This window comes from Sphingobium sp. B10D7B, assembly GCF_025961955.1.
Lineage (GTDB): Bacteria > Pseudomonadota > Alphaproteobacteria > Sphingomonadales > Sphingomonadaceae > Sphingobium.
The window spans coordinates 1,392,687-1,418,504 of sequence record NZ_JAOQOQ010000001.1; the positions used below are offsets into that span (position 1 = coordinate 1,392,687).

A 25,818-nucleotide genomic window follows, 5' to 3' on the forward strand; every position below is an offset into this window, starting at 1 on the left:
GCCTATGATCGTGACCATCAAGGGCAAAAGGAACGTCCATGTCTTTCAACGAAGCGTCTAACGAAGCCATTGCGGCCTCCCAGATAGACGCGACCATCGATGCGGCGCTGCCCGAACTGCTGGAGATCTACCGCGACCTGCACGCCAATCCGGAACTGAGCTTCCAAGAAGTGCGCACTGCGGCGACGCTGGCGGCGCGGGTGCGAGCGCTTGGCTTTGCCGTCACCGAGCAGGTCGGGCAAACGGGCGTGGTGGCTGTGCTGGAGAACGGCCCCGGCCCGGTGGTGATGATCCGGGCCGACATGGATGCGCTTCCGCTCGAGGAAAAGACCGGTCTGCCCTACGCCTCAAGGGTCCGGGCGACGACGCGCGACGGCATCGAGAGCCCGGTGATGCACGCCTGCGGTCACGATACGCACATGACGGCCTGGACTGGCGCGGCGCAGGCGCTGATGGCGCTGCGGGCGCGATGGTCGGGGACGCTGGTGATGATCCTGCAGCCGGCCGAGGAGATCGGTCTGGGCGCCAAGGCCATGCTGGCCGACGGGTTGTTCACGCGCTTCCCCAAGCCAAGCCATGTCCTTGCCTTCCATGACAGCGCCGAGCTTGCATCCGGCACCATCGGCTACACGCCGGGCTGGATACTGGCGAATGTGGACAGCGTCGACCTCACCGTGCGCGGTCAGGGCGGTCACGGTGCCTATCCGCACAAGACCATCGACCCGATCGTGATTGCGGCGCGCATCGTCACCAGCCTGCAGACGCTGGTCAGCCGCGAGTGCGATCCGCAGGAGGCGGCCGTGGTCACGGTCGGCAGCTTCGTCGCCGGCGCCAAGCACAATGTCATACCGGACGAGGCAAAGCTGCTGATCACCGTGCGCAGCTATTCCGATGAGACGCGCGGGCGCCTGCTGGGCGGCATCGAGCGGATCGCGCGGGGCGAGGCGATGGCGGCCGGCTTGCCGGAGGACCGGATGCCGATCATGGCGGTGGAGCAGGATTATACGCCGGCCACCTACAACACCCCTCAGTTCAGCGATCATGTCGCGGGCGTGCTGCGCGCCCATTTCGGTGCCGATCGGGTCCGACAGGTGCCCTCGGTGATGGGCGGCGAAGATTTCGGCCAATATCACCGCGCTGACAACAGCATCGAGAGCATGATCTTCTGGGTCGGCGGGGTGGACCCTGACAAGGTGGCCGCGGCGCGGCGCGGAGAGATCAGCCTGCCGTCGCTACACAGCCCGCTCTGGGCGCCCGATCCCCATGCGGTGATCGGCACCGCGGCCAAGGCGCTGACGGTGGCGGCGCTGGATACTTTTGGGAAGTCGTAGCCTGACTTTGCGGGGGCGTGGCTTATGCTTTTCGGTTCGAAACAAGTTGGTCCGAAACAGCAAAATGTGGGCCTTTAGGTCAGACATCAAAATGCTGACCAACAAGCTACTCGTCCCCCTGCTGATTATGGTCGCCGCGGCTTGCTCTAACGCGCCGGCAGATGACCAGCCCACGACTGATGCGCCGTCTCACGCCGCCCAAACGCAGGCGGAAGTCGCACCTATCGGCCGCGTCAATGACTTCGCCAACATCATTCCAGACAAGCAAGAAGCGGCACTTTCCAAGCGTCTGGCGCGGTTTGAGGAGACCACCCGTCATCAGATGGTTGTGGTGACCGTCAAATCTCTGGGCGGGCGGGATGTTTCAGATTTCACCCGTGACCTTGCCAATGCATGGGGGATCGGCCGCAAGGATTATAATGACGGCGTGGTTCTTCTTGTCGCGCCTCACGAGCGGCAGGTGCGGATCGCGGTTGGCTATGGGTTGGAACAAGCGTTGCCCAACTCACTTTGCAAAAAGATCATCGTCGAACGGATATTGCCGCGCTTCCGAGCGGGGCAGATGAGCATCGGGATTGACGCCGGTGTGAGCGCCCTGATTGACATTTTGACAACGCCGCGCTGAGCGGCCGGCCTCCCGCCTCGTCCGTCAAGATCACGCGCGCCTCAATAATGCGGCTTGCCGTCGTCGCCGCCAAAACCGGACTGCGGCGAGAAGTTTTCCGCGTGGGGCGGGGGTGGCGGTGCGGGAACATTCTCGGCGACCGGCTCGGGCAGTGAGACGCGGGCGGACTCCGCGTCCAGCGTCGGGTTGGCATCGAAGAAGGGATCGGTCGATCCGGGCGCCTGTTCCACCATCGGCGGGGGCGGTGCCTGCGCGTCCGGTTCGGATTGAGCTTCGTCCACCAGCGGTTCTGGGGCCTGCCCGCCGTTCGCCACCATCTCTGCCGCCGGGTCTGAGGGCAGGACATTGCTGATGCCCATCACAAGCATCGGGCCACCGATGATGAAGGCGAGGGCGATCAGCAGATAGATGCGGTTGGGCATGAATGGCTCCGGCTCGTCCGGTCTTCGCGGACACGGGCATGATAAGCAAACAGGCTTAGCATCCGGTAAAAATCGGCATCGCGCATCGGCGGTCTGCCGCGTTCAGCATATTTTTGCTATTTCACCATAAGCCGGCTGGGTGTCGGATCATCTTACACTGACCTGTAAAGCGGGATGGCCTGGCTGCGGCGTGGGCGGCGTGGTCTTCACGGCCGCGCGGTCGCCTAGCCGGGGGAGATGCGCATGACTGTCTGGCTGATTGCCGGCCATCTGGGTCACGCGCTCGCGGCGATCCTGTTCGCCACGCTCGCGATCCTGATTTCGCGGCAGCCCCATCGGATCGCCGCGGCGCAGTTCGTCATCGTCGCGCTGGCGCTGACGGCGCTGTGGTCGCTGCGGCACGCCTTTGTCGGCTTCAGCCCGCTCGGCCAATTGAGCGATGGCGTCACCGAGACCATGCGCAACGCGGCGTGGCTGGCAGCACTGGCCAGCCTTTCGCGGGTCTGGCGACCGGGCGGGCGGGCCGGCCCCAAGGTCGTGGTGCTGGCTCTGGCGCTTGTGCTCGCTGTTCAGCTGATTTTCGATCTGCAGATGGGCGAAGGCATTCGGTTTGATCGCCGCATTCTCGTTTATTTCGAAATGACCTGGATGTTGCGCGCCGCCTTCGCTCTGGGCGCGCTGCTCCTCCTGTTCCGCTGGAATACCGGGCGCGGTGACCCGGAATCCGCCCGCCGCGAGGGTTGGCTGGCCGCGGCGCTGGCCTGCATGTGGGCCTATGATTTCAACCATTATCTGCTGGTCTGGTTCGCCGAAGGGAGCATGACCCCGCTCGCGCCGATGCGCGGGTTCGTGATGGCGGTACTGGCGATCATGCTCGCATTGGGCCTGCGCAGCGATGGCACACGCGCCTTCGCGCTCTCGCGCACACTGACGACCCGGCTCGTCTCGGCCGGTCTCGCGCTGTTCTATATTTGCGTCATCCTGCTGCTGGTCGGCTTGCTAAGCGGCATGAGCGCACCCATGGCGCGCATCGTCCAGTTCGCGCTGCTGTTCACTCTCGCCGTCGCGGTGCTGGCGTTTCTGCCGTCGGCATCGATGCGCTCCTGGCTGCGGGGCGAAATCTCCAAGCATGTGTTCGCGCATCGATATGACTATCGCAGCCTCTGGCTCCGCTTCTCCGCCACGATGGATGGCGGAGACACGGATGACACCAGCCTCGATTGCCGGATCGCGCGGGCGATTACCCAGGCGGTCGATGCGCCTGCCGGTGCGCTGTATCTGAGGCAGGATGAGCGTCTGGTCCGCGTCTGCGCCTATGCCTGGCCAGAGGCTAGCGCTGCGCCGCTGACCCTGCCCATCGCCGTCACCGGCCGGATGGTCCCGGCCGGAAAGATCCTCGACATCGCGCGTGAGGGGCATGATCTGGGCGACCTTCTCCCCGCCTCGATGCTGGAGAGCCGTATCGCTTGGGCACTTGCGCCGCTCATCTGCCGCGATGAGATCATCGGCGTGATGCTGCTCGCGGCACCGCCACGCTCTCGCGCGCTCGACTGGGAGGATTTCGACGTTCTGCGCGTCGTCTGCGGTGAAGCTGCCGCTCGCGTCGCGGAGGAGCGCCATCGCGAGGCTTTGGCTGAAGCGCAGCGGTTCGAAGAGTTCAACCGTCGCTTCGCCTTCATCCTGCACGATCTCAAGAATCTGGTCAGCCAGATGACGCTACTGGCCGGCAACGCCCGCCGCCACGCAGACAATCCGGCGTTTCGGGAGGATATGATCCTGACGCTGGAAGAAACTTCATCGCGGATGAACGACCTCATCCAGCGCCTTGGGCGTGGCGGGCGGGCGCGCCCATCCGAGCGCGAGGAACTGCTGCTGGGGCCATGGCTCGGCGATCTCGCCCGCGCCTGGGCCGGCGGCACGCGCAATGTCGTCGTGGAGGGTGCGCTTGACCAGCGGGTTATCGTCGATGCGGACAATCTGCAGCGCGCGCTCACCCATCTGGTGCGCAACGCCATCGAGGCCAGCCCGCACGGAGCCCTGGTGCGGATCGTCGTCGAGCAAGGCGATGCCGGGCTGGATCTTCACGTGATCGATCGGGGCAAGGGGATGAGCGCCGCCTTCATGCGCGACCGTCTGTTCCGCCCCTTCAGCTCCACCAAAGCCAATGGATTTGGCCTTGGCGCACATGAGACACGCGCGCTGGTCGAGGCAATGGGCGGCCGGCTTCTCGTCCAGAGTGTCGAGGGGGAAGGCAGCCAGTTCACGATCCGGCTGCCAGTCACCAGCCCAAGTGAAAACGCAACAGACATGCCGATGCGGAGTGCGATGTGATGGGGGATAGCCGCCCGAAATTGCTGATCGTCGAAGATGATCCGGGCCTGCAGCGCCAGCTGCGCTGGTCGTATGACGGTTATCACATCCTGATCGCCGGCGACCGGGAGGAGGCGATGGACATCCTGCGCGCAGAAGCGCCGCCGGTAGTCACGCTCGATCTGGGGCTGCCGCCGGACCCGGATGGAATCACCGAAGGCATGGCCGCGCTGGCGCAGATCCTTGCCGAAGCCCCGGCGACCAAGGTGATCGTAGCATCCGGTCAGGGCGACCGCGCCAGTGCCCGGCGTGCAATTGCGCAGGGGGCGTGGGACTTCTACCAGAAGCCGCTCGACATCGATTCGTTGGGCCACATCGTTGCCCGCGCCTTCCACGTCCATACGCTGGAGCAGGAGAACCGGCGGCTTGCCGAGGCGGTCCCCGCCGATGCGCGGGTGCTCGGGCATATGATCACGGCATCGCCGGAAATGCTCAAGGTAGCGCGCATGATCGAACGGGTGGCGAGCGCCAGCGTGTCCGTGATGCTGCTTGGCGCCAGCGGCACCGGCAAGGAGCTGCTCGCCCGCGGCCTGCACGAAAAGAGCGACCGCGCAGCCGGGCCTTTCGTTGCGATCAATTGCGCCGCGATCCCCGAGACGCTGCTGGAGAGCGAACTGTTCGGGCACGAGAAGGGCGCCTTTACGGGTGCGGTGAAGACCACGCCCGGCAAGATCGAGCAGGCGCAGGGCGGCACGCTGTTTCTCGATGAAGTGGGCGATATTCCGCTGGCCCTGCAGGTGAAGCTGCTGCGCTTCTTGCAGGAGCGGACCATCGAGCGGATCGGCGGGCGCCAGCAGATCGCGGTCGATTGCCGGATCGTCTGCGCGACCCACCAGAATCTGGAGGAGATGATCGCCCAGAGCCGCTTCCGCGAGGATCTCTATTATCGTCTGGCAGAGATCGTCGTGCGCATCCCGGCTCTTGCTGAGCGAACCGGCGATGCCGTGCTGCTCGCGCGCCGCTTCGTCGCCCGCTTCGCCCCGGAACTGAATGCACAGGTGCGTGGCCTGGCCAGCGATGCCATTGCCGCCATCGATGCCTGGCATTGGCCGGGCAATGTGCGGGAGCTGGAAAACCGCGTCAAACGCGCGGTCATCCTGGCCGAGGGCAAGATGGTCACCGCAGGCGATCTTGATCTGGATGGAGCAGCTGGCGAGGATGGCCCGGTGGTCAATTTGCGCGCGGTCCGCGAAGCGGCCGATCAGGCGGCGATCCGGCGGGCGATCGCCCGGTCCGAGGGCAATATCTCAGGCGCGGCACGCATGCTGGGGGTGAGCCGGCCGACGCTCTACGATCTCATGAAAAGCTATAATCTCCAGAGTTGAGCGGTCAGTGCCGGAGCGACCTCATGGCCACTCTGGCACGTCCAAACTCAAGCGGCAATCAGCGGCAGCGCGCGCCGCTGCGTTCGATTTCCCGACCGAGCAAAGCGCCACCAGCCGCACCGAGCACGGTGCCGAGCGTGCGGTCGCCGCGCGTATCGATGGTTCGGCCGAGCAGTGCGCCACCGGCCGCGCCGATGATCAGGCCCGTCGTACCGTTCGCGCGCTTGCAATAATAGCGGCCATCGTCGCCGCGCCATGTGCGCGTGTCGCGAGTGATCGGGCGGGGCTCGCGATAATAGCCGCGGTCGTCATACATACGGCTGGCGCCGTGCCCGTGCCGATGCTTGCTCTTATGGGCTTCCGCAGGGGCTGCGCTCATCATCACGCCGACAGCGGCGAGGGTAGCAAGGGCGGTCTTGATCATGTCTTGTCTCCGTTCAACCTGATGCGACAAGTCTGGCGAGGCCAATCGCAACGGCAGATGAACGAGGGATCAGACGCGATAGGTCGATGGGCTGGAGCGATGGGCCGTGGTCAGCCGGTGGTCACGCGATCTCGTTCGGTCAGCTCTTCCAGCGTGATTCCAATGCGATGCATCTGCTCGGAGACACCTGGCCAGACCGCACTGAAGAAGCGTTCGCGCTCCATCGCCCGCAAGCGACGCGATGCGCCCGGCGCGACGAACATGCCGACGCCGCGGCGGACCTGCACCAGCCCTTCATCCTGAAAGCTCTGATAGGCTTTGGCGACGGTCAGCGGATTGGCGCCCTGCTGGGCCGCAAAGGCCCGCACGGATGGCAAGACATCGCCATCTGCAAAGCGTCCATCCAGAATGGCGGCGGCAATTTCGTCGCGCAGGCGCAGATAGACGGGCCGGCTCTCATCGATCATGCTGCATCAGTGACATAATACAGTGGATCGGTCAAGGCGCCGGCCAGGAAGCGTGCGGTCAGCCGCCCGACCAGATCGACAACACGTCGTCCAGCTCCGGCCGGGGGCGCTCGTCCAGATCCCGCGAGGGCGTGCCGATGAACACGAAGCCAGCGATCCGCTCCTCGCGCATGGCAAACGCATCGCGCACGGCCTCGTTGTAGGACGGCCAGCCGGTCAGCCATCCTCCCGCAAAACCCATCGCATGGGCGGCGTGCAGCAGGTTCATCGTGGCCGCACCGACGGAGAGCTCCTGCTCCCACACCGGAATCTTGGAAGGCTTGGGCGAGGACAGGACGACGATCAGCGCCGGCGCCTGATGCGCGAATTGATGCATTGCCTCGATTTCCAGCCGGCCGGCCTCGGGCTTCTCGACGAGATAGGCTCGCTCGAGCAGGGCGGCCAGCGCCGCGCGGTGGTTGTCGGGCACGATCACGAACCGCCACGGGGCGAGCTTGCCATGATCGGGGGTCCGCGTCGCGATCCGCACCATCTCGCGTTGCTCATCGAGCGAGGGGCCAGGCGCCGCGAGGTCGCGCGGTTTGCCGGACCGGCGGGATGCGAGATAGGCGGGGATGGAAGAGCGGTCGTTGAACATGCCGCATCGCTAGACAAATCCGGTCGATCCGCCAAGCGCCTTTGCGAATTGATCGCAATGTCGGCGCGGTAGCGGCGGTTTTCGCTACGGCAGGGCCGATGGAGCGGCTCCCATCGAGGCCGGCAGAAAAAAGCGCTTTTCTCAAATGTCAGACTCTCTAAGTCTCGTGGGCATATTGTCGCGGCCGGCGTCTCGCCGTTGCCCGCACCAGGAGACTTTATGGCGACCATTCCAGCCATCGCCCTCATCGCGCTCGTCGTGCTTCTTGCCGGCGGCGCGGTTGGGCTTGTGAGCAAGAAGCAGGAGTTTATCGGCCATCCCAAGGGCCTCTACATTCTGTTCTTTGCCGAGATGTGGGAGCGCTTTTCCTATTATGGCATGCGCGCCCTGCTGATTTTCTACCTCACCAAGCATTGGCTGTTCAGCGACGGGCAGGCGAACCTCGTCTACGGGGCCTATACCAGCCTCGTCTACGTCACCCCGGTTCTGGGCGGCTATCTCGCCGACCGTTATCTCGGCCAGCGCAAGGCCGTGCTGTTCGGCGCGCTGATCCTCACCGCTGGCCACTGCCTGATGGCATTCGAGGGATCGGGCGGACAGGATGATCCCACGATCAACATCTTCTGGCTGGCGCTAAGCTGCATCGTTGTCGGCTCGGGCTTCCTCAAGGCCAATATCTCGGTGATCGTCGGCCAGCTTTACGGGCTTACCGATCCCCGCCGCGACGGCGCCTACACGATCTTCTATGTCGGCGTGAATGTGGGCGCGGCCATCGGCACCATCATGGCCGGCTGGCTCGGCGAGACCTACGGCTGGAAATATGGCTTCGGCGCGGCGGGCGTTGGCATGTTGCTGGGCGCGGCGGTGTTCGTCATCGGCAAGCCGTTCCTGATGGGCAAGGGGGAGCCGCCCAAGCCGCTCACCCTGCGCACGGAATGGTTGCTGTATGCCATCGGCGTCGCCTCCATCGGCGTGATCTGGTTCCTCGTCCAGTATCAGGACATCATCGAGACGCTGCTTATCGTCGCGGGCGTCGCCCTGCTCGGCTATGTGCTCTACGCCGCGATGAAGCTGCAACCCGATGCCCGCGATCGCATCTTCGCGATCGTTTTCCTCGTCGCCCTCAACCCAGTCTTCTGGGGCCTTTTCGAGCAGGCGGGCGGCAGCCTCAATCTGTACACGGATCGCTATGTCGACCGTGGCGGTTTCCAGACCACCTTCTTCCAGTCGCTCAACCCCATCTATATCGTGCTGCTCGGGCCGGTCTTCGCCTGGCTTTGGCTGTGGCTGGGCAAGCGTGGCTGGGAACCGTCAGCCCCGGCCAAATTCGGTCTGGCGCTGGCGCAGGTCGGCTTCTCCTTCCTCATCTTCGTGTGGGGCGCCCAGTCCGCGGGCATGGCGGCGCTGACGCCGGTACTGTTCGTGTTCCTGGTGTATCTCTTCCAGACCACTGGTGAGCTATGCCTTTCGCCTGTCGGGCTCTCCGCGATGAACCGCCTGGCCCCCAAGCATCTCGCCAGCCTCATCATGGGCGCCTGGTTCTACATGTCGGCGGTCGGCAATTTCGTCGCCGGCAAGATCGGCGAGGCGACCGGCGGTCATGATGGCGAGATGACCAAGGAAGCGACGCTCTCGGTCTACAACACCATCGGCTGGTGGACGATCGGCATCGCCGTTGCGGTGCTGGCGGTCTCCCCGCTGGTCAAGCGCCTGATGCACCTCGACACGCTGAAGGAAGAGGATGAACCGGTCGATGACCGCCCGGAGGAAGGCCTGCGGGACCAGACGGCGCCGGTGCGGTGAGCCTTCAAGGGGCTGGCGTTGCCGGCCCCCGATCCGCTAAGCACTGGCGATGACCAGACGCTTCTTCGGCACGGATGGCATCCGGGGCCGCACCAACCAGTCCACGATGACGGCCGAAATGGCCATGCGAGTGGGCATGGCCGCCGGCCGCCACTTCATGCGCGGCAGCCATCGCCACCGCGTGGTGATCGGCAAAGATACGCGCCTTTCCGGCTATATGATCGAGAATGCGCTGGTCGCGGGCTTTACCAGTGTCGGCATGGACGTGGTGCAATTCGGCCCGATCCCGACCCCCGCTGTGGCGATGCTGGCCGCATCGATGCGCGCCGATCTCGGCGTGATGATCTCCGCCAGCCACAATCCTTATTATGACAATGGCATCAAGCTGTTCGGGCCGGATGGATACAAGCTCTCCGACGCCGATGAACTGAAGATCGAGGCGCTGATCGAGGGCGGCGAGATACCGCTGGCTCCGTCCGAAGGCATCGGGCGCGCGCGGCGGGTCGAGGATGGGCGGGGGCGCTACATCCACTTCGTCAAATCGACCTTCCCGCAGCATCTGCGGCTCGATGGGCTCAAGGTCGCGCTCGATTGTGCCAATGGCGCCGCCTACAACACCGCGCCCTACACCTTCTGGGAGCTGGGTGCTGAGCTAGTCCAGATCGGCGTGACGCCCAACGGCACCAACATCAACGATGGCTGCGGCTCGACCGCTCCGCTGCTGCTGCAGGAGACGGTCGTGGCATCCGGCGCCGACATCGGCATCGCGCTCGATGGCGATGCCGACCGGCTGATCGTGGTGGATGAGACCGGCACCATCGTGGATGGCGACCAGATCATGGCGCTGATCGGCACGAGCTGGGCGCGGCAGGGCATGTTGAAGGGCGAGGGGGTCGTCGCCACGGTGATGTCCAACCTGGGGCTGGAGCGAAAGCTCGCTAGCGAGGGCATTCCCCTCATCCGCACCAAGGTCGGCGACCGTTATGTGCTGGAAGAAATGAAGGCGCGCGGCTGCAACGTCGGAGGCGAGCAGTCCGGCCACATGATCCTCTCCGATTATGCGACGACGGGCGACGGCACCATTGCCGCGCTCCAGGTACTCGCCGCGCTGGTGCAGAGCGGCAAGCCGGCCAGCGCCCTGCTGCGCCAGTTCGAGCCGGTCCCGCAATTGCTCAAGAATGTCCGTTTCGCCGGCGGTAAGCCGCTTGAGGCGCAGAGCGTCCAGGCCGTGATCGCCCAGGCGGAAGCGGAGCTTGAAGGGGTGGGGCGCCTCGTCATTCGGCCGTCCGGCACCGAGCCGGTGATCCGCGTGATGGCCGAAGGGGACGATGGCGATCAGGTCGTCCGCGTGGTGGACCGCATCTGCGATGCCGTGGCAAGCGCGGCGGCCGCCCATGCTTGAGATGCGCCCGGATTGCGAGCGCTGCGGCGCCGATCTCCCCGCCGATGCGGGTGGTGCCTTCATCTGCTCGTTCGAATGCACCTTTTGCGCCGAATGCGCCGAGGATCTGGACGATCGCTGCCCCAATTGCGGGGGCGAGCTGCTGGACCGGCCGAGCCGGACTGGCGACGCGCTCAAGCGAAACCCCGCTTCGACGGAGCGCCGCTTCAAGGGCTGAGCGCCCGCGCGACCGGTTTGATCTGGCGCATGGATTGGCGCGCATCACTCCCTAGACTGGCATCGAGCAGTCGGACGGAGAGGTGTGACCATGGATATGATGGACGCAAAGGCACGGCTTCTGGCTATGCGCGATGATTTGAAAGCCCGGCAAAAGCGGCTTGCGGTCGATCTGGACGAACCGCTGAATGCCGATTCAGATGAACAGGCAAGCGAAGTGCAGGATGATCGCGCACTGGAGCAGCAATCTGCACTGGTGGCGCGCGAAATCGGCTCGGTCAATCGTGCGCTCGCGCGGATCGAGGCGGGCGTATACGGCGCCTGCGTGCTGTGCGGCGAGCCCATCGCGCCGGCGCGTCTGGCGGCCCGGCCCGAGGCATCGCTGTGCATCGCCTGCGCCCGTAAGGAACAGTGAGGCGCAGCGCCAGCGGCTCGACTTCCGCGCCGGCAAGGGGCAAAAGCGCCTCATGAGCTATCCTCGAATCCTGATCATCGCCGGCTCGGACTCCGGCGGCGGCGCCGGCATCCAGGCGGACGTCAAGACCGTCACTATGCTGGGTGGCCACGCCATGACCGCGATTACCGCGATCACCGCGCAAAATACGCTGGGCGTGCAGGCTGTGCATCCCGTGCCGACGGAGATGGTGCTGGCGCAGATCGACAGCGTGGTCAGCGACATCGGCGTGGACGCCGTGAAGATCGGCATGATCGGCTCCGCGGAGACGGCGCTGGCGGTCGCCGACCGGCTTGAGAGCATCGGCGCGCCGGTGGTGCTCGATCCGGTGATGGTCGCGACGAGCGGCGGCGTGCTGGCGGACGCAGCCACCATCGAAAGTCTGCACGAGCTGATGGGCTGGGCGTTCGTCACGACGCCAAATCTCCCCGAGCTGGCGGCGCTTGGCGGCGAAGCGGACCTGACCGCGCGCGGCGAGATGCTGCTCATCAAGGGCGGCCACGCCCCCGGCGAGATCATCACCGACCGGCTGGTCGGATCGGAAGGCGAAATCGCCCGTTGGGAAGGGGCACGCATCCATACCGAGGATACCCATGGCACCGGCTGCACCCTGGCCAGCGCCATCGCGACCGGGCTGGGGCAGGGGCTCGATCTCCCGGAGGCGATTGCCCGGGCGCGGCTGTTCGTGCGGCTGGCTCTGCGCACCGCGCCGGGCCTCGGCGGCGGGCATGGCCCGATGGCGCATGGCGCGGTGCGGCTCGATATGGGGGCGAGCGCCCGCCTCAACCAGATTTCCGTGCCGGTCAGCGACTATGCCGCCTCCCGCGATTTTTACGAGGATCTGGGTCTCACCCTGATCGTGGACAGCCCGGATCAGCCCTATGCCCGTTTCGAGGCGCCGGGCGGTGCGACCCTGTCGCTCCATGGCCAGCAGCATGGTGTCTATCTAGAATGCGACGATCTCGATGCCCGGGTGACCGCTTTGATCTCGGCCGGGCTCGTCTTCGATAATGAGCCGGTGGATCAGGCATGGGGCTGGCGCGAGGCCTGGCTGGTCGATCCGGCCCGCAACCGCGTCTGTCTCTATTCGGCGGGCGAAAACCGGCGCTATCCGCCCTGGCGGGTCGAGGGATGATCGCGGGGCTCGACGAGGCCGGGCGCGGGCCACTCGCCGGGCCGGTGGTCGCGGCGGCGGTGGTGCTCTGCAAGCCGCGCCCGTCCGGACTGGATGACAGCAAGAAGCTGAGCGCCGCTAAGCGCGCGGGTCTGGAAGCCACGATCAAGCGCCGCTGCCACTGGGCGGTCGGCGTGGTCGATGTCGCGGAGATCGACCGGCTCAACATCTTTGGCGCGACGATGCTGGCGATGACGCTCGCGGTCGAAGGATTGTGCGCCCGCCTGGGGTGCGACCCGCGCGAGGTGCTGGTCGACGGCAATCTCACGCCGCATGGCCGGCGCCCCGAGTGGCGCTGGTCGGCGCGGGCGATCGTCGGAGGGGATGCATTGGAGCCCTGCATTTCCGCCGCGTCGATCATCGCCAAGGAACATCGCGACGCGCTGATGCGGGAAGCCGCGCGCGACCATCCGCATTATGGCTGGGAGCGGAACAAGGGATATGGCACCGCCGATCACCTTGCCGCGCTGCGCCAGCATGGCCCGAGCCCGCTTCACCGCCGCAGCTTCGCACCGGTCGCGCAACTGGCCTTTCTGTAAGGCGCCCGTTGACGGGAGACGGCCGAGCGCCTAAGGCGCTGGAGTCATCTGGGGAGTAGCCAGCTGCCGGTTTCCGGCAGGCCTGCCCGTCAACATACTCGGTCGAGAGGCCGTGGCGGCAGGGAATCCAAGCATTCTGGCGAGACCAATGACATCGAGCTTCCGTCCAGGCCGGGCGGGAGGCGCGATGTCATTGTTTGTCTTGTTGCCCGGCTGAGGATTTTTCATGGAAGCCCTGTTCACCTCCACCGCCGTCGTCGCGCTCGCCGAAATCGGCGACAAGACGCAGTTGCTGGCCATTCTGCTCGCCACCCGGTTCAAGAAGCCGGTGCCGATCATCCTCGGCATTCTCGCAGCGACGCTGGCCAACCACTTTCTGGCAGCCCTGCTTGGCGCGAGCGTGGCGTCCATCTTTCAGCAAAATTGGTTCCACTATCTGGTCGCAGCCGGCTTTCTCGCCATGGCGATCTGGACGCTGATCCCCGACAAGATCGATGATCTGGAGGACAAGCCGGCCCGCTTCGGCGCGTTCGTCACCACTACGATCGCCTTCTTCCTCGTGGAGATGGGAGACAAGACACAGATCGCGACGGTCGCGCTTGGCGCGCAGTTCCATCAGGTCGGTCTGGTGACGATGGGGACGACCCTGGGCATGCTGATCGCCAATGTCCCGGCAGTGTTCCTCGGGCATGAACTGCTCCGCCGCGTGCCGCTCAAGGTGGTGCGCATCGTGGCGGCCAGCCTGTTCGCGGTCATCGGCCTGTGGTTGCTGATCCAGGGACCGGGCAGCCTCTGAAAATCGATAATGCCGGAGGCTCGGTTAAAATATTTTTCGGCCCATCGCGCCCCTGAGTCTTCGGCGCAACACCACAACATGTTGAGTCCTGCCTGAATCGCAGGACTCCATCCCTCGTGTGGGACTCGTTTCGTTCTCATTTCCGGCGCGGATTCTTCGCGTGACTCCAGTCCGTTACCGCTCTTGACGGTGGACTCGTCGTGACTCACACCGGGCGCACAAACGGGGGTGAGACGACATGAGCGTGATGGAAAAACTGACGAAGCGACCGGTGCGCGCAAAGGTCCTGCCGGCCAACACGCCGCCGATCCTGCCACTCGACACGCTGCTGCAGGGCGACTGCATCGCCATCATGCGCACGCTGCCGACGGCAAGCGTGGACATGATCTTCGCTGATCCGCCATATAATCTCCAGCTCGGCGGCGATCTGTTCCGGCCCGAGGGCGGCCGGGTCGATGCCGTGGACGATGCCTGGGACCAGTTCGACAGCTATGCCGCCTATGATGCCTTCTGCCGCGAGTGGCTGGCCGAAGCGCGCCGCATCCTCAAGCCCGATGGTACGATCTGGGTGATCGGCAGCTATCACAATATCTTCCGCGTCGGCGCGCTGATGCAGGATCACGGCTTCTGGATCCTCAACGATATCGTCTGGCGCAAGGCCAATCCCATGCCCAACTTCAAGGGCACGCGCTTTACCAATGCGCATGAGACGATGATCTGGGCCAGCCAGGGCGAGAAGGCGAAATACACCTTCAATTATCGCGCCATGAAGACCCTGAACGACGAGCTGCAGATGCGCTCGGACTGGGTGCTGCCGATCTGCGCCGGGCAGGAACGCCTCAAGCGCGGCGGCACCAAGGCGCATCCCACCCAAAAGCCGGAGGCGCTGTTGTACCGCGTGCTGCTCTCCTGCACCAACAAGGGCGATGTGGTGCTCGATCCCTTCTTCGGCACCGGCACAACCGGCGCCGTGGCCCGCCGCCTGGGGCGCCGCTGGATCGGCATCGAGCGGGAAGACAGTTATTGCGAGGTCGCGCGGGAGCGTATTGCTGCAGCGCTCCCGCTGGATGAGAGCGCGCTGACCATCATGCAATCTCCCAAGAGCCAGCCGCGCGTGGCGTTCGGCACGCTGGTCGAGACCGGCATGATCGCACCAGGCACGGTGCTCACCGCCAGCAAGGGGCGCTTCAAGGCGCATGTCCGCGCCGATGGCTCGCTGGAGTGCAAGGGCCAGACCGGCTCGATCCACAAGATGGGCGCCACGCTGCAGGGCGCGCCAAGCTGCAATGGCTGGACCTTCTGGCAAATCGAGCACGAAGGCGCCGTGAAGCCGCTCGATGCCATGCGCCAGCTTTACCTGCTCGCGACGGAGCCATAAGGCACGTCGTTGGGGCCCGGACGGCGCGCTCCCACCGCGGGTCGGGGCTCCTGCTTCCGCTTTTGTGCCGGGCAAGCTAAGGCGCGCGGGATGCACAAGGATATCGCCCGATGATGATGGAAACCCCGCCGCCGGACGCCCGCCTCTATCTGCGCCCGATCTGGTTCATCGACACGCCTGTCGGGCTGGACACGCATGAATTCCGCAGGCTCGCCGGTGGATTGATCTGGTTCCAGGGCCTCGAGGTCCGTTGGGCGGGCGCGGAAGGCACCGCCGGCAAGGCCATCGTCCCCGTTGCCATGTTTGAGGACTGGCAAAGCCGCCTGAGCGATGCGCAGGCTGAGCGGATCGCAACGCAAATGCAGGGGCTGACGGCGCCTCGCGCACCGTTGACGCTGGGCGAGCGCGTCATTCGCTTCGATACGCCGCAGGTCATGGGCATCCTCAACATGACGCCGGACAGTTTCTCGGATGGCGGCAAGCTCATCGGCGATGCCGAGCGCGCCGCCGATGCCGGCTTTGCGATGCAGCTGGCCGGCGCCTCGATCATCGACGTCGGCGGCGAGTCCACCCGGCCCGGCGCCGCCACCGTGTGGGAGGGCGACGAGATCGCCCGGACCGTGCCGGTGATCGAGCGACTGGCCAAGAACGGCATCGTGGTCTCCATCGATACGCGCAAGGCAGCGGTGATGGAGGCCGCGCTCGCGGCCGGCGCCGGCATCGTCAACGATGTGACCGGCCTCACCCACGATCCGCGCGGGCTTGAGGTGGTGGCAAAGGCGGGGTGCCCCGTCATCCTGATGCACAGCCCGTCCGCTGGCGACGATCCGCATGGTGGGGCGGTCAAGTACAAGGCCGGCGCCGTTGCCGGCCCGACAGTGGACATGGCCGTGTTCGACTGGCTGGAGGCGCGGGTCGCTGCCTGCCTCGATGCCGGCATCGCGCGGAGGAGCATCATCCTCGATCCCGGTGTCGGCTTCGGCAAGGCGTTGCAGGACGACACGCGAATTATCAACAATCTGGCCATGTATCAGGCGCTCGGCGTGCCGCAGCTGTTCGGCGCCAGCCGCAAGCGCATTGTCGGCGCGCTGACCGATGGTGCGCCGGTCGAGGAGCGGCTCGGCGGCTCGGTCGCCTTGGCGCAGGTCGCGATCGGGCTGGGCGCGCAGATCGTGCGGGTGCACGATGTGCAGGAAAGCGTGCAGGCCGCCCGGGTGTGGCGCGCCTTGCGCGACGCCGCCTTGGTTGCTGCCTGATCGCTGGGGAAGCGGAGGCGCCTCTCATGTTGAACATGGCCATGATCGGCGGAGGCGGGCTCCTGTCTATCGGCCAGACCCACCGCATCGCGGCGGAGGCAAGCGGGCAGATCAGGCTGGTTGCGGGCGTGTTTTCATCGGACCCGGCGCGATCCCGGCAGGCGGGCCTTGCTTATGGCATCGATCCCGCCCGCGCCTATGCCGATGTCCCCGCCTTGCTGGCGGGCGAGCGGGACCGGGTGGATGGCGCCGATTTCGCGACCATCGTCACGCCCAATTATCTCCATTACCCGGCTGCCGTGGCCGTTCTTGAGGCTGGCCTTGCCGTGATGAGCGACAAGCCCATGACCGCGCGGCTCGATGAAGCCCGCAGGCTTGCCGCGCTTGTGAACGAGACAGGCCGCCCCTTTGCGGTCAGCTATCCTTATGGTGGCTTTGCCGCCGTGCGCGCCGCCCGCGCGATGATCGCCGAGGGAGAGCTGGGCGCGATCCGCAAGGTCAGCGCAACCTATGCGCAGGGCTGGCTGGCGGGCGCAGCCGACCATGCGCAGGCGGCCTGGCGGGTAGACCCCGCGCGCTCCGGCGCGGGCGGCTGCATCGCGGATATCGGCGTCCACGCCTTCCATCTCGCCGAGTTCGTCTCCGGCCTGCATGTAAGCCGGATCATGGCTGACCTTGGCAGCGTCGTCCCGGGGCGCACGCTGGACGATGACTGCGCCGTGCTCCTGCGGTTCGAGAACGACGCACGCGGGACGATCCTGGCCTCGCAGATCGAGGCGGGGGAGGGCAACCGGCTTCGCCTGCGGTGCGATGGGGAGGTCGCCAGTCTTGTCTGGACGCTCGATGATCCGCATGCCCTTACGCTGCATCCGATCGACGGTGCCAGTTTTCGGCTCTCATTCGAAGAGGGCGAGCCGGCGATCGCCTGTCCGCCGGGCGTCCACCATGCCGAAGGTTATATGGCGGCCTTCGCCACCCTCTATCGCGATTTCGCGGCGGTTCTTCAGGGCAATGCGGCGCCTTTGCTCCCCGGCGTGCAGGAGGGGTCGCGCGGCATGGCGTTTATCGAGACGGCCGTCGCCGCCTCTCGGGCCCAAAGCGCGTGGGTGGATCTGGCGCTCTAGGCCCGCGCTATCGCCTCAGCTGCTGCAGGTCGAAGCGGTGACGCCTTCATTATTGTAGACGCCCGTGCCGCCATTGCCATTATAGTCGCGGTCGTCGCGCACAGTCATGGCGGCAGTGTCTACAATGACGGTCGTCGGCACGATGCTCGCCGAAATGAGCGGCGTATAATCATAGGCCACTTCAACAAAGATGACCGCGCCGCCATCGGGCGCCGTCACCTGCTTGCCGGTTTCGCCCATCGCCGGCAGATCGGTGTCGCCCTGCACGCCATGGGTCGAAGCCCAGCTTTTGGCGCCGAAGCAACGCTGCCAGTGGATGTGGAATTTTTTGGGTTCGGGATTGGGATTGGCGACCGGCTCCAGGCTGGAAATGATGATCCGCCCATTCGTCGCGAGATCGAGCGCGCCGGACTGCATATTGGCGCCGATCAGTAAATCGTTGATCTGCGCTTCGCTGATCTGCGGCGCGGTGAGCAGGCTGTTGGTGCCGATGCGGGAGGCATTATCGGCGACATGCAGGGCGATCTGGCTCACCTGCATCCGCGTGATCGCAAAATTGGTGAGTTCCGCGCCGGCGAGGAACATCCCAAGGATCACTGGAGCCGTGAGTGCGAATTCCACGGCGGCTACACCGCTCTGGGCGTGCCCTACACGCGCGACGTTGCCAAGCCGAACACCGCAGAGCGCGCTTTTGCGCTTGAGGAGCCTCACCGCACTCATGAGCAATACCGCACAGTTGGCGTGCCATCGGTGCCCTGGTCGCCATAGGGCTGGTTGGAGAGCACGGTTCTGGCCACGACATGCGTGGTCCCATGCCCGCCGATCAGTCTGTCGATCGGGAACAGGCGCGGATAGGAGACCGTCACCGTGAACACGACATTGTCACGCGCGCCCGCGGCGTTGATGGCATTGCCACCGTCGGCATCCCAAACGCCGTTGTTATTGTTGTCCACAAACGGCTCGCCGCCGTCACAAACGCCATTCTTGTTGGGGCCGCTGGCACTGTCCGTAAAGGGTTCGGCCTGGGCAGCGGCGGCTTGCGAAAAGCTGCGATAAAAGCGCCGCTGGACGGAAACCTCCGCGTCATTGTGCAACTGCTTGATCTGACTTTCCACGACGGCGTCGATCGCATCGCGCGAGGTGGCATTTGTGCCCGCGGATGTCTCCAGCGTGCCGTCCCGCGCGGCCTTCTGCACGGCGCCCTGCACGACGCTCTGCATGTAGAGCGTGTGCCCAACATCCAGCGCGCCCAGCAACATGATGAGGAAGCCCGGCAGAATGAGCGCGAACTCGATGATCGTCACGCCGTCCTGCGCCCGCGCGAAACGGCGCAGGACAGGCAGGGCGCGTGCGCCGAACAGATGAGGCGCGCGCCTCATCTCAGTTGGTCAGTCTCAGATCGGCGATTTCAGATGCGATCTGCTTGAAGTTGCTGATCAGCGTTGGCGTATCATCGGCTTTGAAATATTTGCCGGGCGTCGCGCAATTCTCCAGGCGCGCTTCAGTCTCGGTGTCGACACCGCCGCCATAGGAGACCACCCACAAGGTGATGTTGCGGTTGCGGATCGCGGTGCACAGTGCGACGAGCCTGCTGTTGAGGATGTTGGTGAGCTGCGTGTCGTTGGGCGCATAGGTGGTCTGGCGCCGGTCCCACCAGGGAATGCCATAGGCCGTATAATTTGTGTTGTCTGTCATCGTGGCGCCGTCGGTCATGAAGATAATGTGCCGCTGGATGGCGCCGCCAGTGGGGGTCTCTCTGTTTTCGTCAGCAAAGATACCGGTCGGCGAAATGAACCGGGCGCCCCAGATCATCCCGATGTCGTGGTACGTGTTACCGATGGCGCGCAAGGAGTTGACATAGGTTTCAAATCCCCCTGGTGTGTACCAGGTCTGGAGCTTCTTCGCTTCGGTCGAGCAATAATAACTGAATCGGTCCTTGCGGGGATGATAAGGATTCGGATCCGAAGTCACTACAGGAGGATCTACGGTCCAATTGTAGTTATAATTGGTACCCGTGTAGCGCGCCCAGACTACACCAGGCAGCATAGGTTTCCACTGCGTGTCCGGGTTGGAGGGATCGGGCACCGCATCGATGTTCATATCGCGCGCGCCAGTCGGAATGGAATTCCATTCATCGCTCGCATCGCCGTCGCTGTTTAGAACGGTCTTGCGCTCCTCAATACACCCATCCCAAGTGACCTCGGCATTCGCGGCAATATAGAGCGTCGTGTCCGCGTTGGAGCCGGATAGTTTGACCGCTGGAACGGTCGATGTCGCTACCGGCAGTGCGACGCTATTATTCCAGTTTGTACCACCAGCTTTCAAAGCGGAAACGTCGAACGACATTTGTTTATATGTCCAGCCGGTTACGCGTTGCCGGTGTGTAGTCCAAGTGATGGAGCGTGTGCCAGTCGCCGTCTTTGAGCGCGTGTATGTGCGCGCGTTGCTGCTCTGAAGACGGCAACTGCTGTTTGACCATGAGTATTTGTATGCGACGACGACATGGTTGTCGTCCTGCCGATGGGTCCGAACTTGTGGATCTTCCGGATACACCGGAGCTACGTCGGTGGGGTCCTGTAGGCTGCCAGTATCCGTGTAAGTAAGTACCGTCCCGTTCGAGTTGAGGTTGGAGCAGTTTGAAGAGTTCCTGTCGGTGCGCCGATTGCTGTATGATGTGCCGTTGATAGTAGTTGAACTGTTGTTGTTGCTGTTCGTAATATTAGACCAGCCGGAATAGGTGCTGGCATTATTCAGATTCGTCGGAGAACCTGACCAGTTTGTCCACGGGGTCATTGTTTCGGTGCCCGCTTGCCATGAGTAAACTGTTTCAGTTTTTGGCTCGCGCGACTGGTAGATCGCTGTGCTAGCCATCCAGTCATTGTTCAGAAGCTTGCCGACGTTCACGTTTACCGAATAGGGCATGAACCCTAAGCGGATTTGCGCCGTGCCGGCATAAGTGGTGGCTGCAGGGTCGTTGCCGCAGGTCTCCGCGGTGTTAACCCGCAGCAGAGCTTCGTAAAAGCATTTGACGGCGCTCTTCAACCCAACAAGGCGGGCATTACTTGCCGGGCTATTGTTATTGTTGCCGCCCGGGCAGTAGCTGCCATCGGCCGGGCAATTCATCGATCCCGTCACGTCCAGCACGAACATCACGTCGGTATTCGGGATTTCCATCTTGGCGGTGCAGGTTACGTGCATGGTCCGCTCGGTGATGCCGAAGATGCGCATGATGGTCATGGGCACGGAGACGTCCGCAAAGCCGGTGACCTCGCCGTCATCCTCCGAGAAATCGTGGTCGAGCAAGGTCGTGCCGTAGGCGCCATCCGTGAAATTGGCGTTGAACAGTTCGAGCGCGCGGCTGCGGGTGCTGGTGCTGCCCTCTTCGGTCCAGCTCCCCGATCCCATCGCGCGCCGGCCGGCCAGCACGCCGGCGTCACAAGCCTGTTGCAGTCGCGTCTTTGTGAGGTAGAGACGGCTCATGTCCACGCCGCCGCCAATCAGCCCCGCCAGCGGAATGAGTGCCGCTGCCGAAATGGCGATGACGTTGCCGCGCACGTCGCGGCCAAGCCTGGTCATGAAGCTTGCGCCTGCCCGGTTGCGCATTCCTGTCCTCACTGCCCTTGAAGCCACCCATCCGGCGAACGATTGCACCGCCACCGGCCCGATCCTCGCCTTATTCAGAAGTGGTGGACAAATGCCTAATTTGGTTGGTTGATCGTTGGTGAATGCGCCGCCTACCGCGCTCGGTGCCGATCACGAGCCCGCCCCGTTGCAGCGCCTGTTGCTCGCGCACACGCCTGCTGGGGAGCGCTCATGGCATGCGCTGTGCTGGCAATTGGACGCCCGGTTGGCCGAGCTGATCCGTCGGCGGGCCGATCCGACCATCGCCGCCATTCGCCTTGCCTGGTGGGATGCCGTGTTGGTGGAACGGGATGATGCCAAGGGGCGCGGCGAGCCTCTGGTCGATGCCTGGCGCCAGCAAGCGGACGCCGGCGCCAGCGCGGCGGCAGAACGGCTGATCGACGGATGGCGCGTGCTTGCATCGCCCGATCCTCTCAGCGACGAGGATTTGCGGGACTATGCACTTGCCCGGGGCGGCGGGCTGTTTGCCCTGCTGGCCGGAGGAGAGAGCGAGGCGTCCGATCGGCTCGGCGCGCTTTGGGCCTTGTGGGATCTGGCCGGTCACGCCAGCGAGGACGCGCTTGCGCGCCGGAGCCTCGCACTTGCCGCGGATTTTCTGCCTCGGGATGCGCGATCGCCTCGTAGCCTGCCGCGCCCCCTGCGTCTGCTCGCCGCTGTCGCAATGCCGGACGTCCGCGCCGCGCGGCTGCCATCGCGCGGCTTCACGCCCCGCCAGTACAGCCGCTTGCTGATCGCCGCCCTGCGCGGTTAATCTCCCTGCAGGGGGCCTGCGATGGGGCGATTCTTTGCCGGTGTACTTTCCGCGCTGCTGTTCGTGGCGGCGGGGCTGTTCTGGTGGCAGTCCGCCGTGGATGCGGACATGCAGCTGCGCGTCGCCAATGGCGGCCTGCGCGCCGAAGCGCCGCCTTTACCCGCGCCAGGCGATCCCAACGCACGTGGGGCGCCGCCGCCCGACGTCCCGGAAGCCACCGCGCGGACGCGCGAGCAGAAGCGCTTCGACCGCTATGATCGCAATCGCGATGGCGTCGTCACGCGCCTGGAGATGATGGCAAGCCGAACGAGCGCGTTCCGCAAGCTGGATAAGGACGGCAACAACCTCCTCTCGTTCGAGGAGTGGGCCGTGGCGACATCGACCCGGTTCGCGGGCGCCGATGCAAACCGCGATGGCCGTCTGGTCCCAGTCGAATTCGCGACGACCGCACCCCGGCCCAGCGCGACGCGCGCCGGGCCGGTCTGCAAGTGCGAAGAGGATTGAGCGAGCGGGAGCGGGAAGGGGGCCGTAGCCCCCTTGGCCTTACTTGGCGGCGTCAGTCTGCTCGACCAGATCGAGCAGGCCGTTGACGATGCCGCTTTCCGCGCAACCCGGCTTCAGGCGCGAGGACACCACCTCAAAGGTATATTGGCCAAAAGCCGCATCGTTCGGGATGTAGCCCGATGGGCCAAAGCCGTTCGTCAGCGTCGCCATCATCGTGCGGCGCGAGGGCGCCTGCGCCTTGAAGCTGGTCGCGATGGGATTGAACACCTCGCCATTCACGCCGCCGATGAAGACATCGCCGATCTTCAGCATGCTGAGGTGAATGGGGATGTCTGCCGCATCGACATAGGTGCCGGCATAGCCTGCGCGGCCCTTGTCGGTACGCTCGCGGCCGGGGCACACCAGCGTCTTGCTCGCGCCGGCGATGCCATCCACCTTCTCGGGTCGTTCGAGGCGCAGGCGCATGGTCTGCAGCACTTCCTCACCGAGCATCTGGCCCATGGACTGAGCCATCTGCTTTTGCTGCTCCATCAGCTTGGCGACCTGCGGGTTCTTGCGGTCCATGCCGACGCCGCCGGGCGGCATGGCATTGCTGATGTCTTCGCCGCGCTTGGCATAATCGGCGATGCGGATGGCGCGCAGATCGTAGGTCTGCTGGAAGAAGATGGGGTTTTGGTCGCCCGCAGCACCCTCGGACCATACGGCCACCACATCATCGCCCATCGCATTTTCGATATAGCGGGAGGCGGCGCCGGGCAGATCGCCGCTCACCAGATCGAGATTGCCGGTTAGCACGGCATGGACGGCGTAGTTATAATAGATGGCGACCGGCTTTCCGGCCGCATTCTCGAAGCGCAGCACGGCCACGGTCTTGTCGGACGGGCCATCGACATTGGGGCCTTCCCACCAACGACGGTTGTCCGGGTCGATGATGTTGCGGTTCACGTTGATGTAGGATTTGCCTTCGCCGAAGGCGACCTTGCCCGGCTGCATCTTGCCGACCGCTTCGCGCACGGCCTGGACGATCTGGTCCTCCAGCTTGGGGTGAGGACCCCAGGGCACGCTGTGGGTGTGGGTCGCGGTGAGCATGACGCGCTCCGGCGCAATTCCGAGATCGCTGCTCAGGCGAGCGGTGACGCCGCTCCACAGGTCCGTCGGGATTGCACCCACATCTACCGTCACGAGCGCGGCGCGCTCGCCATTGCTCTCCAGCGCGATGGCGCGGACGTAAATGGGGTCGAGGATGCCGGTATAGGGTTCCTTAAGGCTCTTGGCGGCCGGGGTCCAATCAACCTTGGCGGCGCCGACTTTCAGTTCTGCCTGAGCAGGGGCGGCGAGCGCCGTGCCCATCGCCAGCATGGCGGCGCCGGTGATCAAAAATCTCTTCATTTCAAAGCCTCCTCATCCTCGTACGGCTGCGGCGAGTCTCGCATCCAGCGGGTCGATGGGTGGGAGGGGTAGCGAAGCGAGGCGGGCAGGGCCAGTAAAAATGCAATCGATTGCCGCGGGAGTGTCCTCCCTCAGCAGGACTGCGGCGGCGCGATGCCCAGGATCAGGTCAGCAGCCTTATCCGCGATCATAATCACCGGCGCATTGGTATTGCCGCCGACGATGCGGGGCATGACAGAGGCGTCGGCCACGCGCAGGCCGTCAATGCCACGGACCCGCAAGGTCGGGTCGACCACCGCCTGCTCATCGGCGCCCATCGCGCAGGTCGAGGAGGCATGATGGGCGAGCACGCTGCTGCGGCGATTATAGGCGTCGATGTCCGCATCGCTCTGCACGCCACTGCCCGGCATGATCTCGCCTCCGGCAAGGTCGCGCAGCGGCGCGGTGGCGAAGAACTCCCGCAACATGCGCACCGCCCGGCGCATCGTCAGCAGATCCCGCTCGTCCTCATACATGTTGATCCGGATCTCGGGCGCGTCCGCCGGGTTCCGCGAGCGCAGGCGCACGCTGCCCCGGCTTTCGGGCCTCAGCAGCACGGCGAACGCGCTCATGGCATGACCCGCGCCCTTGCGGATGCCGGGGAACCAGACGCGGGCATCGAGCCGGGTGGGGTAGATGTTGGCCTTGATATCCGGCCGTGCCAGCCCGGGCCTCGTCGGCATGAAGCCAAAGGCGGTGACCGGCAATTGCGTCGCCCGGTTCCCCAGGCCGAGGAAAAAGCGTCCCACGTTCAACAGCAGCCGGTCAAAGCGCAGATTGCTCTCGAAGCCGATGGGCTCGGTCAGCGTGTAGCCTATGCCGGTGAGGGGATGCTCCTGAAGATTGCGGCCAACCCCGGGCAAATCGGCTACGACATCGATACCGAGCGCGCGCAAGTCGTCCGCCGGGCCGATCCCGGAAAGCATCAGCAATTGCGGCGAGTTGTAGGTGCCCGCGCACAATATGACCTCGCGCCGCGCGCGCAGCAAAGTCGGCCGGCCTTCCTCCATGATCTCGACGCCCACCGCGCGCCCGGCCTCGATGACGATCCGGGTAACCGTGCAGCCCGTCCGAATGGCCAGATTGGGCCGGTGCGTGACGGGATGCAGGAACTGCCGCGAACTGCTGGCGCGGCGGCCCTTGTCCACCGTTACTTCGGGCGGTGCGAAACCGTGACCGCTATTGGGTCCATGCTGATCGTCGAGGATGGGATGGCCAAGGGCGCGCGCGGTCTGCATCACCGCATCATGCAAAGGCCCAGCCGTTTCGACCGCGCTGATGGTCAGCGGCCCGTCGGCGCCATGATCCGTGCTATCGCCGCGCCAGCTCCGTTCGGAGCGGCGGAAATAGGGGAGCACCTCGTCCCAACTCCAACCGGTGGCGCCGAGTGCCGACCATTCATCATAGTCTGCTGGATGGCCGCGCGCGTAGACCATGCCGTTGATCGAGGAGGTGCCACCCAAAACCTTCCCCCGTGGTAGCCACAAGCGCCGGCCATCCAGCCCCGGCTCCGGCTCGCTCCAATAGGGCCAGGTCAGCGACGGCATGAATTGCAGCTTCATGAAGGCAAAGGGCATGCTGATCAGCGGGTGGCGATCGCGCCCGCCCGCCTCCAGCAGAAGAACGTGGTTTTCCGGCGCGGCCGACAGGCGGTTGGCGAGGACGCATCCCGCCGAGCCCGCGCCGATGACGATATAATCTGCGCTTTCCGATTGCGGCACCGGCGCCTCTCTGAAATAGTATATTCTCG

The 25,818-nt window shown here is 64.9% G+C and carries 25 protein-coding genes and 1 riboswitch; of the genes, 16 read left to right on the forward strand and 9 right to left on the reverse strand.

Annotated elements, in window-relative coordinates:
- The first annotated feature begins 38 nt into the window (after positions 1-38).
- Together M2331_RS06535 and M2331_RS06540 are read left to right on the forward strand one after the other, a co-directional pair.
- Positions 39-1,331 carry an amidohydrolase gene (locus M2331_RS06535; RefSeq protein ID WP_181559527.1) on the forward strand — a complete coding sequence of 431 codons (1,293 nt, stop codon included), beginning with the start codon at positions 39-41 and terminating at the stop codon, positions 1,329-1,331.
- A gap of 91 nt (positions 1,332-1,422) precedes the next feature.
- Positions 1,423-1,956: a TPM domain-containing protein gene (locus M2331_RS06540; RefSeq protein WP_181559528.1), complete on the forward strand. Its 534-nt coding sequence runs from the start codon at positions 1,423-1,425 to the stop codon at positions 1,954-1,956.
- Between the two features lie 41 nt (positions 1,957-1,997).
- On the opposite strand, the gene M2331_RS06545 is transcribed toward M2331_RS06540, so the two are convergent.
- On the reverse strand, positions 1,998-2,378 hold the full coding sequence (locus tag M2331_RS06545) for a hypothetical protein (RefSeq protein ID WP_181559529.1): 381 nt from the start codon (positions 2,376-2,378) through the stop codon (positions 1,998-2,000).
- A 243-nt stretch (positions 2,379-2,621) separates the two neighbouring features.
- On the opposite strand from M2331_RS06545, the gene prsK reads away from it, so the two are divergent.
- Complete coding sequence (gene prsK, locus M2331_RS06550; protein ID WP_181559530.1) at positions 2,622-4,709, forward strand: XrtA/PEP-CTERM system histidine kinase PrsK; 2,088 nt, start codon at positions 2,622-2,624, stop codon at positions 4,707-4,709.
- The gene (gene prsR, locus M2331_RS06555) at positions 4,709-6,073 is read left to right on the forward strand and encodes a PEP-CTERM-box response regulator transcription factor (protein ID WP_181559531.1); all 1,365 of its coding nucleotides are present in this window, start codon (positions 4,709-4,711) and stop codon (positions 6,071-6,073) included. Before prsK ends, prsR begins: the two co-directional genes overlap by 1 nt.
- Positions 6,074-6,131: 58 nt before the next feature.
- Here prsR and M2331_RS06560 read toward each other — a convergent pair whose 3' ends face one another.
- From M2331_RS06560 to M2331_RS06570, 3 genes are all read right to left on the reverse strand, one after another.
- A complete protein-coding gene (locus M2331_RS06560; protein WP_181559532.1) occupies positions 6,132-6,497 on the reverse strand; it encodes a glycine zipper 2TM domain-containing protein in 366 nt (121 codons plus the stop codon).
- Positions 6,498-6,607: 110 nt separating this feature from the next.
- Positions 6,608-6,964, reverse strand: coding sequence for a GntR family transcriptional regulator (locus M2331_RS06565; protein WP_181559533.1), 357 nt, complete (start codon positions 6,962-6,964; stop codon positions 6,608-6,610).
- Between the two features lie 58 nt (positions 6,965-7,022).
- Positions 7,023-7,601: a nitroreductase gene (locus M2331_RS06570; protein ID WP_181559534.1), complete on the reverse strand. Its 579-nt coding sequence runs from the start codon at positions 7,599-7,601 to the stop codon at positions 7,023-7,025.
- Positions 7,602-7,820: 219 nt separating this feature from the next.
- Between M2331_RS06570 and M2331_RS06575 the strand changes: the two genes are divergently transcribed.
- From M2331_RS06575 to M2331_RS06620, 10 genes are all read left to right on the forward strand, one after another.
- Positions 7,821-9,404, forward strand: a complete 1,584-nt coding sequence (locus tag M2331_RS06575; protein WP_181559535.1) for a peptide MFS transporter — start codon at positions 7,821-7,823, stop codon at positions 9,402-9,404.
- 49 nt (positions 9,405-9,453) lie between these two features.
- Positions 9,454-10,806, forward strand: coding sequence for a phosphoglucosamine mutase (gene glmM, locus M2331_RS06580; protein WP_181559536.1), 1,353 nt, complete (start codon positions 9,454-9,456; stop codon positions 10,804-10,806).
- Positions 10,799-11,023 carry a DUF1272 domain-containing protein gene (locus M2331_RS06585; protein WP_181559537.1) on the forward strand — a complete coding sequence of 75 codons (225 nt, stop codon included), beginning with the start codon at positions 10,799-10,801 and terminating at the stop codon, positions 11,021-11,023. Before glmM ends, M2331_RS06585 begins: the two co-directional genes overlap by 8 nt.
- Positions 11,024-11,113: 90 nt before the next feature.
- Positions 11,114-11,437 carry a TraR/DksA family transcriptional regulator gene (locus M2331_RS06590; protein WP_181559538.1) on the forward strand — a complete coding sequence of 108 codons (324 nt, stop codon included), beginning with the start codon at positions 11,114-11,116 and terminating at the stop codon, positions 11,435-11,437.
- 52 nt (positions 11,438-11,489) lie between these two features.
- Positions 11,490-12,611, forward strand: coding sequence for a bifunctional hydroxymethylpyrimidine kinase/phosphomethylpyrimidine kinase (gene thiD, locus M2331_RS06595; RefSeq protein ID WP_181559539.1), 1,122 nt, complete (start codon positions 11,490-11,492; stop codon positions 12,609-12,611).
- Positions 12,608-13,189, forward strand: coding sequence for a ribonuclease HII (locus M2331_RS06600; RefSeq protein WP_181559540.1), 582 nt, complete (start codon positions 12,608-12,610; stop codon positions 13,187-13,189). The genes thiD and M2331_RS06600 overlap by 4 nt, the downstream gene beginning before the upstream one ends.
- Before the next feature lie 37 nt (positions 13,190-13,226).
- Positions 13,227-13,412, forward strand: a riboswitch (yybP-ykoY riboswitch).
- A gap of 3 nt (positions 13,413-13,415) precedes the next feature.
- Positions 13,416-13,985 carry a TMEM165/GDT1 family protein gene (locus M2331_RS06605; protein WP_181559541.1) on the forward strand — a complete coding sequence of 190 codons (570 nt, stop codon included), beginning with the start codon at positions 13,416-13,418 and terminating at the stop codon, positions 13,983-13,985.
- A 238-nt stretch (positions 13,986-14,223) separates the two neighbouring features.
- Positions 14,224-15,363, forward strand: coding sequence for a site-specific DNA-methyltransferase (locus tag M2331_RS06610; protein WP_181559542.1), 1,140 nt, complete (start codon positions 14,224-14,226; stop codon positions 15,361-15,363).
- 113 nt (positions 15,364-15,476) lie between these two features.
- Positions 15,477-16,619 (forward strand): dihydropteroate synthase, encoded by a 1,143-nt coding sequence (gene folP, locus M2331_RS06615; protein ID WP_181561402.1) that lies wholly within the window; start codon positions 15,477-15,479, stop codon positions 16,617-16,619.
- Positions 16,620-16,645: 26 nt separating this feature from the next.
- Positions 16,646-17,743 carry a Gfo/Idh/MocA family oxidoreductase gene (locus M2331_RS06620; protein ID WP_319800983.1) on the forward strand — a complete coding sequence of 366 codons (1,098 nt, stop codon included), beginning with the start codon at positions 16,646-16,648 and terminating at the stop codon, positions 17,741-17,743.
- Positions 17,744-17,758: 15 nt separating this feature from the next.
- Here the strand turns inward: M2331_RS06620 and M2331_RS06625 are convergent, their stop codons facing one another.
- From M2331_RS06625 to M2331_RS06635, 3 genes are read right to left on the reverse strand one after another with little or no spacing between them, the layout of a single operon-like run.
- Positions 17,759-18,463: a TadE/TadG family type IV pilus assembly protein gene (locus tag M2331_RS06625; protein WP_181559543.1), complete on the reverse strand. Its 705-nt coding sequence runs from the start codon at positions 18,461-18,463 to the stop codon at positions 17,759-17,761.
- Positions 18,460-19,122 carry a TadE/TadG family type IV pilus assembly protein gene (locus M2331_RS06630; protein WP_181559544.1) on the reverse strand — a complete coding sequence of 221 codons (663 nt, stop codon included), beginning with the start codon at positions 19,120-19,122 and terminating at the stop codon, positions 18,460-18,462. The genes M2331_RS06625 and M2331_RS06630 overlap by 4 nt, the downstream gene beginning before the upstream one ends.
- Position 19,123: 1 nt before the next feature.
- Positions 19,124-21,319: a TadE/TadG family type IV pilus assembly protein gene (locus M2331_RS06635; protein ID WP_181559545.1), complete on the reverse strand. Its 2,196-nt coding sequence runs from the start codon at positions 21,317-21,319 to the stop codon at positions 19,124-19,126.
- A 145-nt stretch (positions 21,320-21,464) separates the two neighbouring features.
- On the opposite strand from M2331_RS06635, the gene M2331_RS06640 reads away from it, so the two are divergent.
- Positions 21,465-22,136 (forward strand): hypothetical protein, encoded by a 672-nt coding sequence (locus M2331_RS06640; protein WP_181559546.1) that lies wholly within the window; start codon positions 21,465-21,467, stop codon positions 22,134-22,136.
- A 21-nt stretch (positions 22,137-22,157) separates the two neighbouring features.
- On the forward strand, positions 22,158-22,640 hold the full coding sequence (locus tag M2331_RS06645) for an EF-hand domain-containing protein (protein WP_181559547.1): 483 nt from the start codon (positions 22,158-22,160) through the stop codon (positions 22,638-22,640).
- Between the two features lie 39 nt (positions 22,641-22,679).
- Here the strand turns inward: M2331_RS06645 and M2331_RS06650 are convergent, their stop codons facing one another.
- Together M2331_RS06650 and M2331_RS06655 are read right to left on the reverse strand one after the other, a co-directional pair.
- The gene (locus M2331_RS06650) at positions 22,680-24,029 is read right to left on the reverse strand and encodes a neutral/alkaline non-lysosomal ceramidase N-terminal domain-containing protein (protein ID WP_181559548.1); all 1,350 of its coding nucleotides are present in this window, start codon (positions 24,027-24,029) and stop codon (positions 22,680-22,682) included.
- A 131-nt stretch (positions 24,030-24,160) separates the two neighbouring features.
- The gene (locus tag M2331_RS06655; RefSeq protein WP_181559549.1) at positions 24,161-25,789 is read right to left on the reverse strand and encodes a GMC family oxidoreductase; all 1,629 of its coding nucleotides are present in this window, start codon (positions 25,787-25,789) and stop codon (positions 24,161-24,163) included.
- Positions 25,790-25,818: the final 29 nt, after the last annotated feature.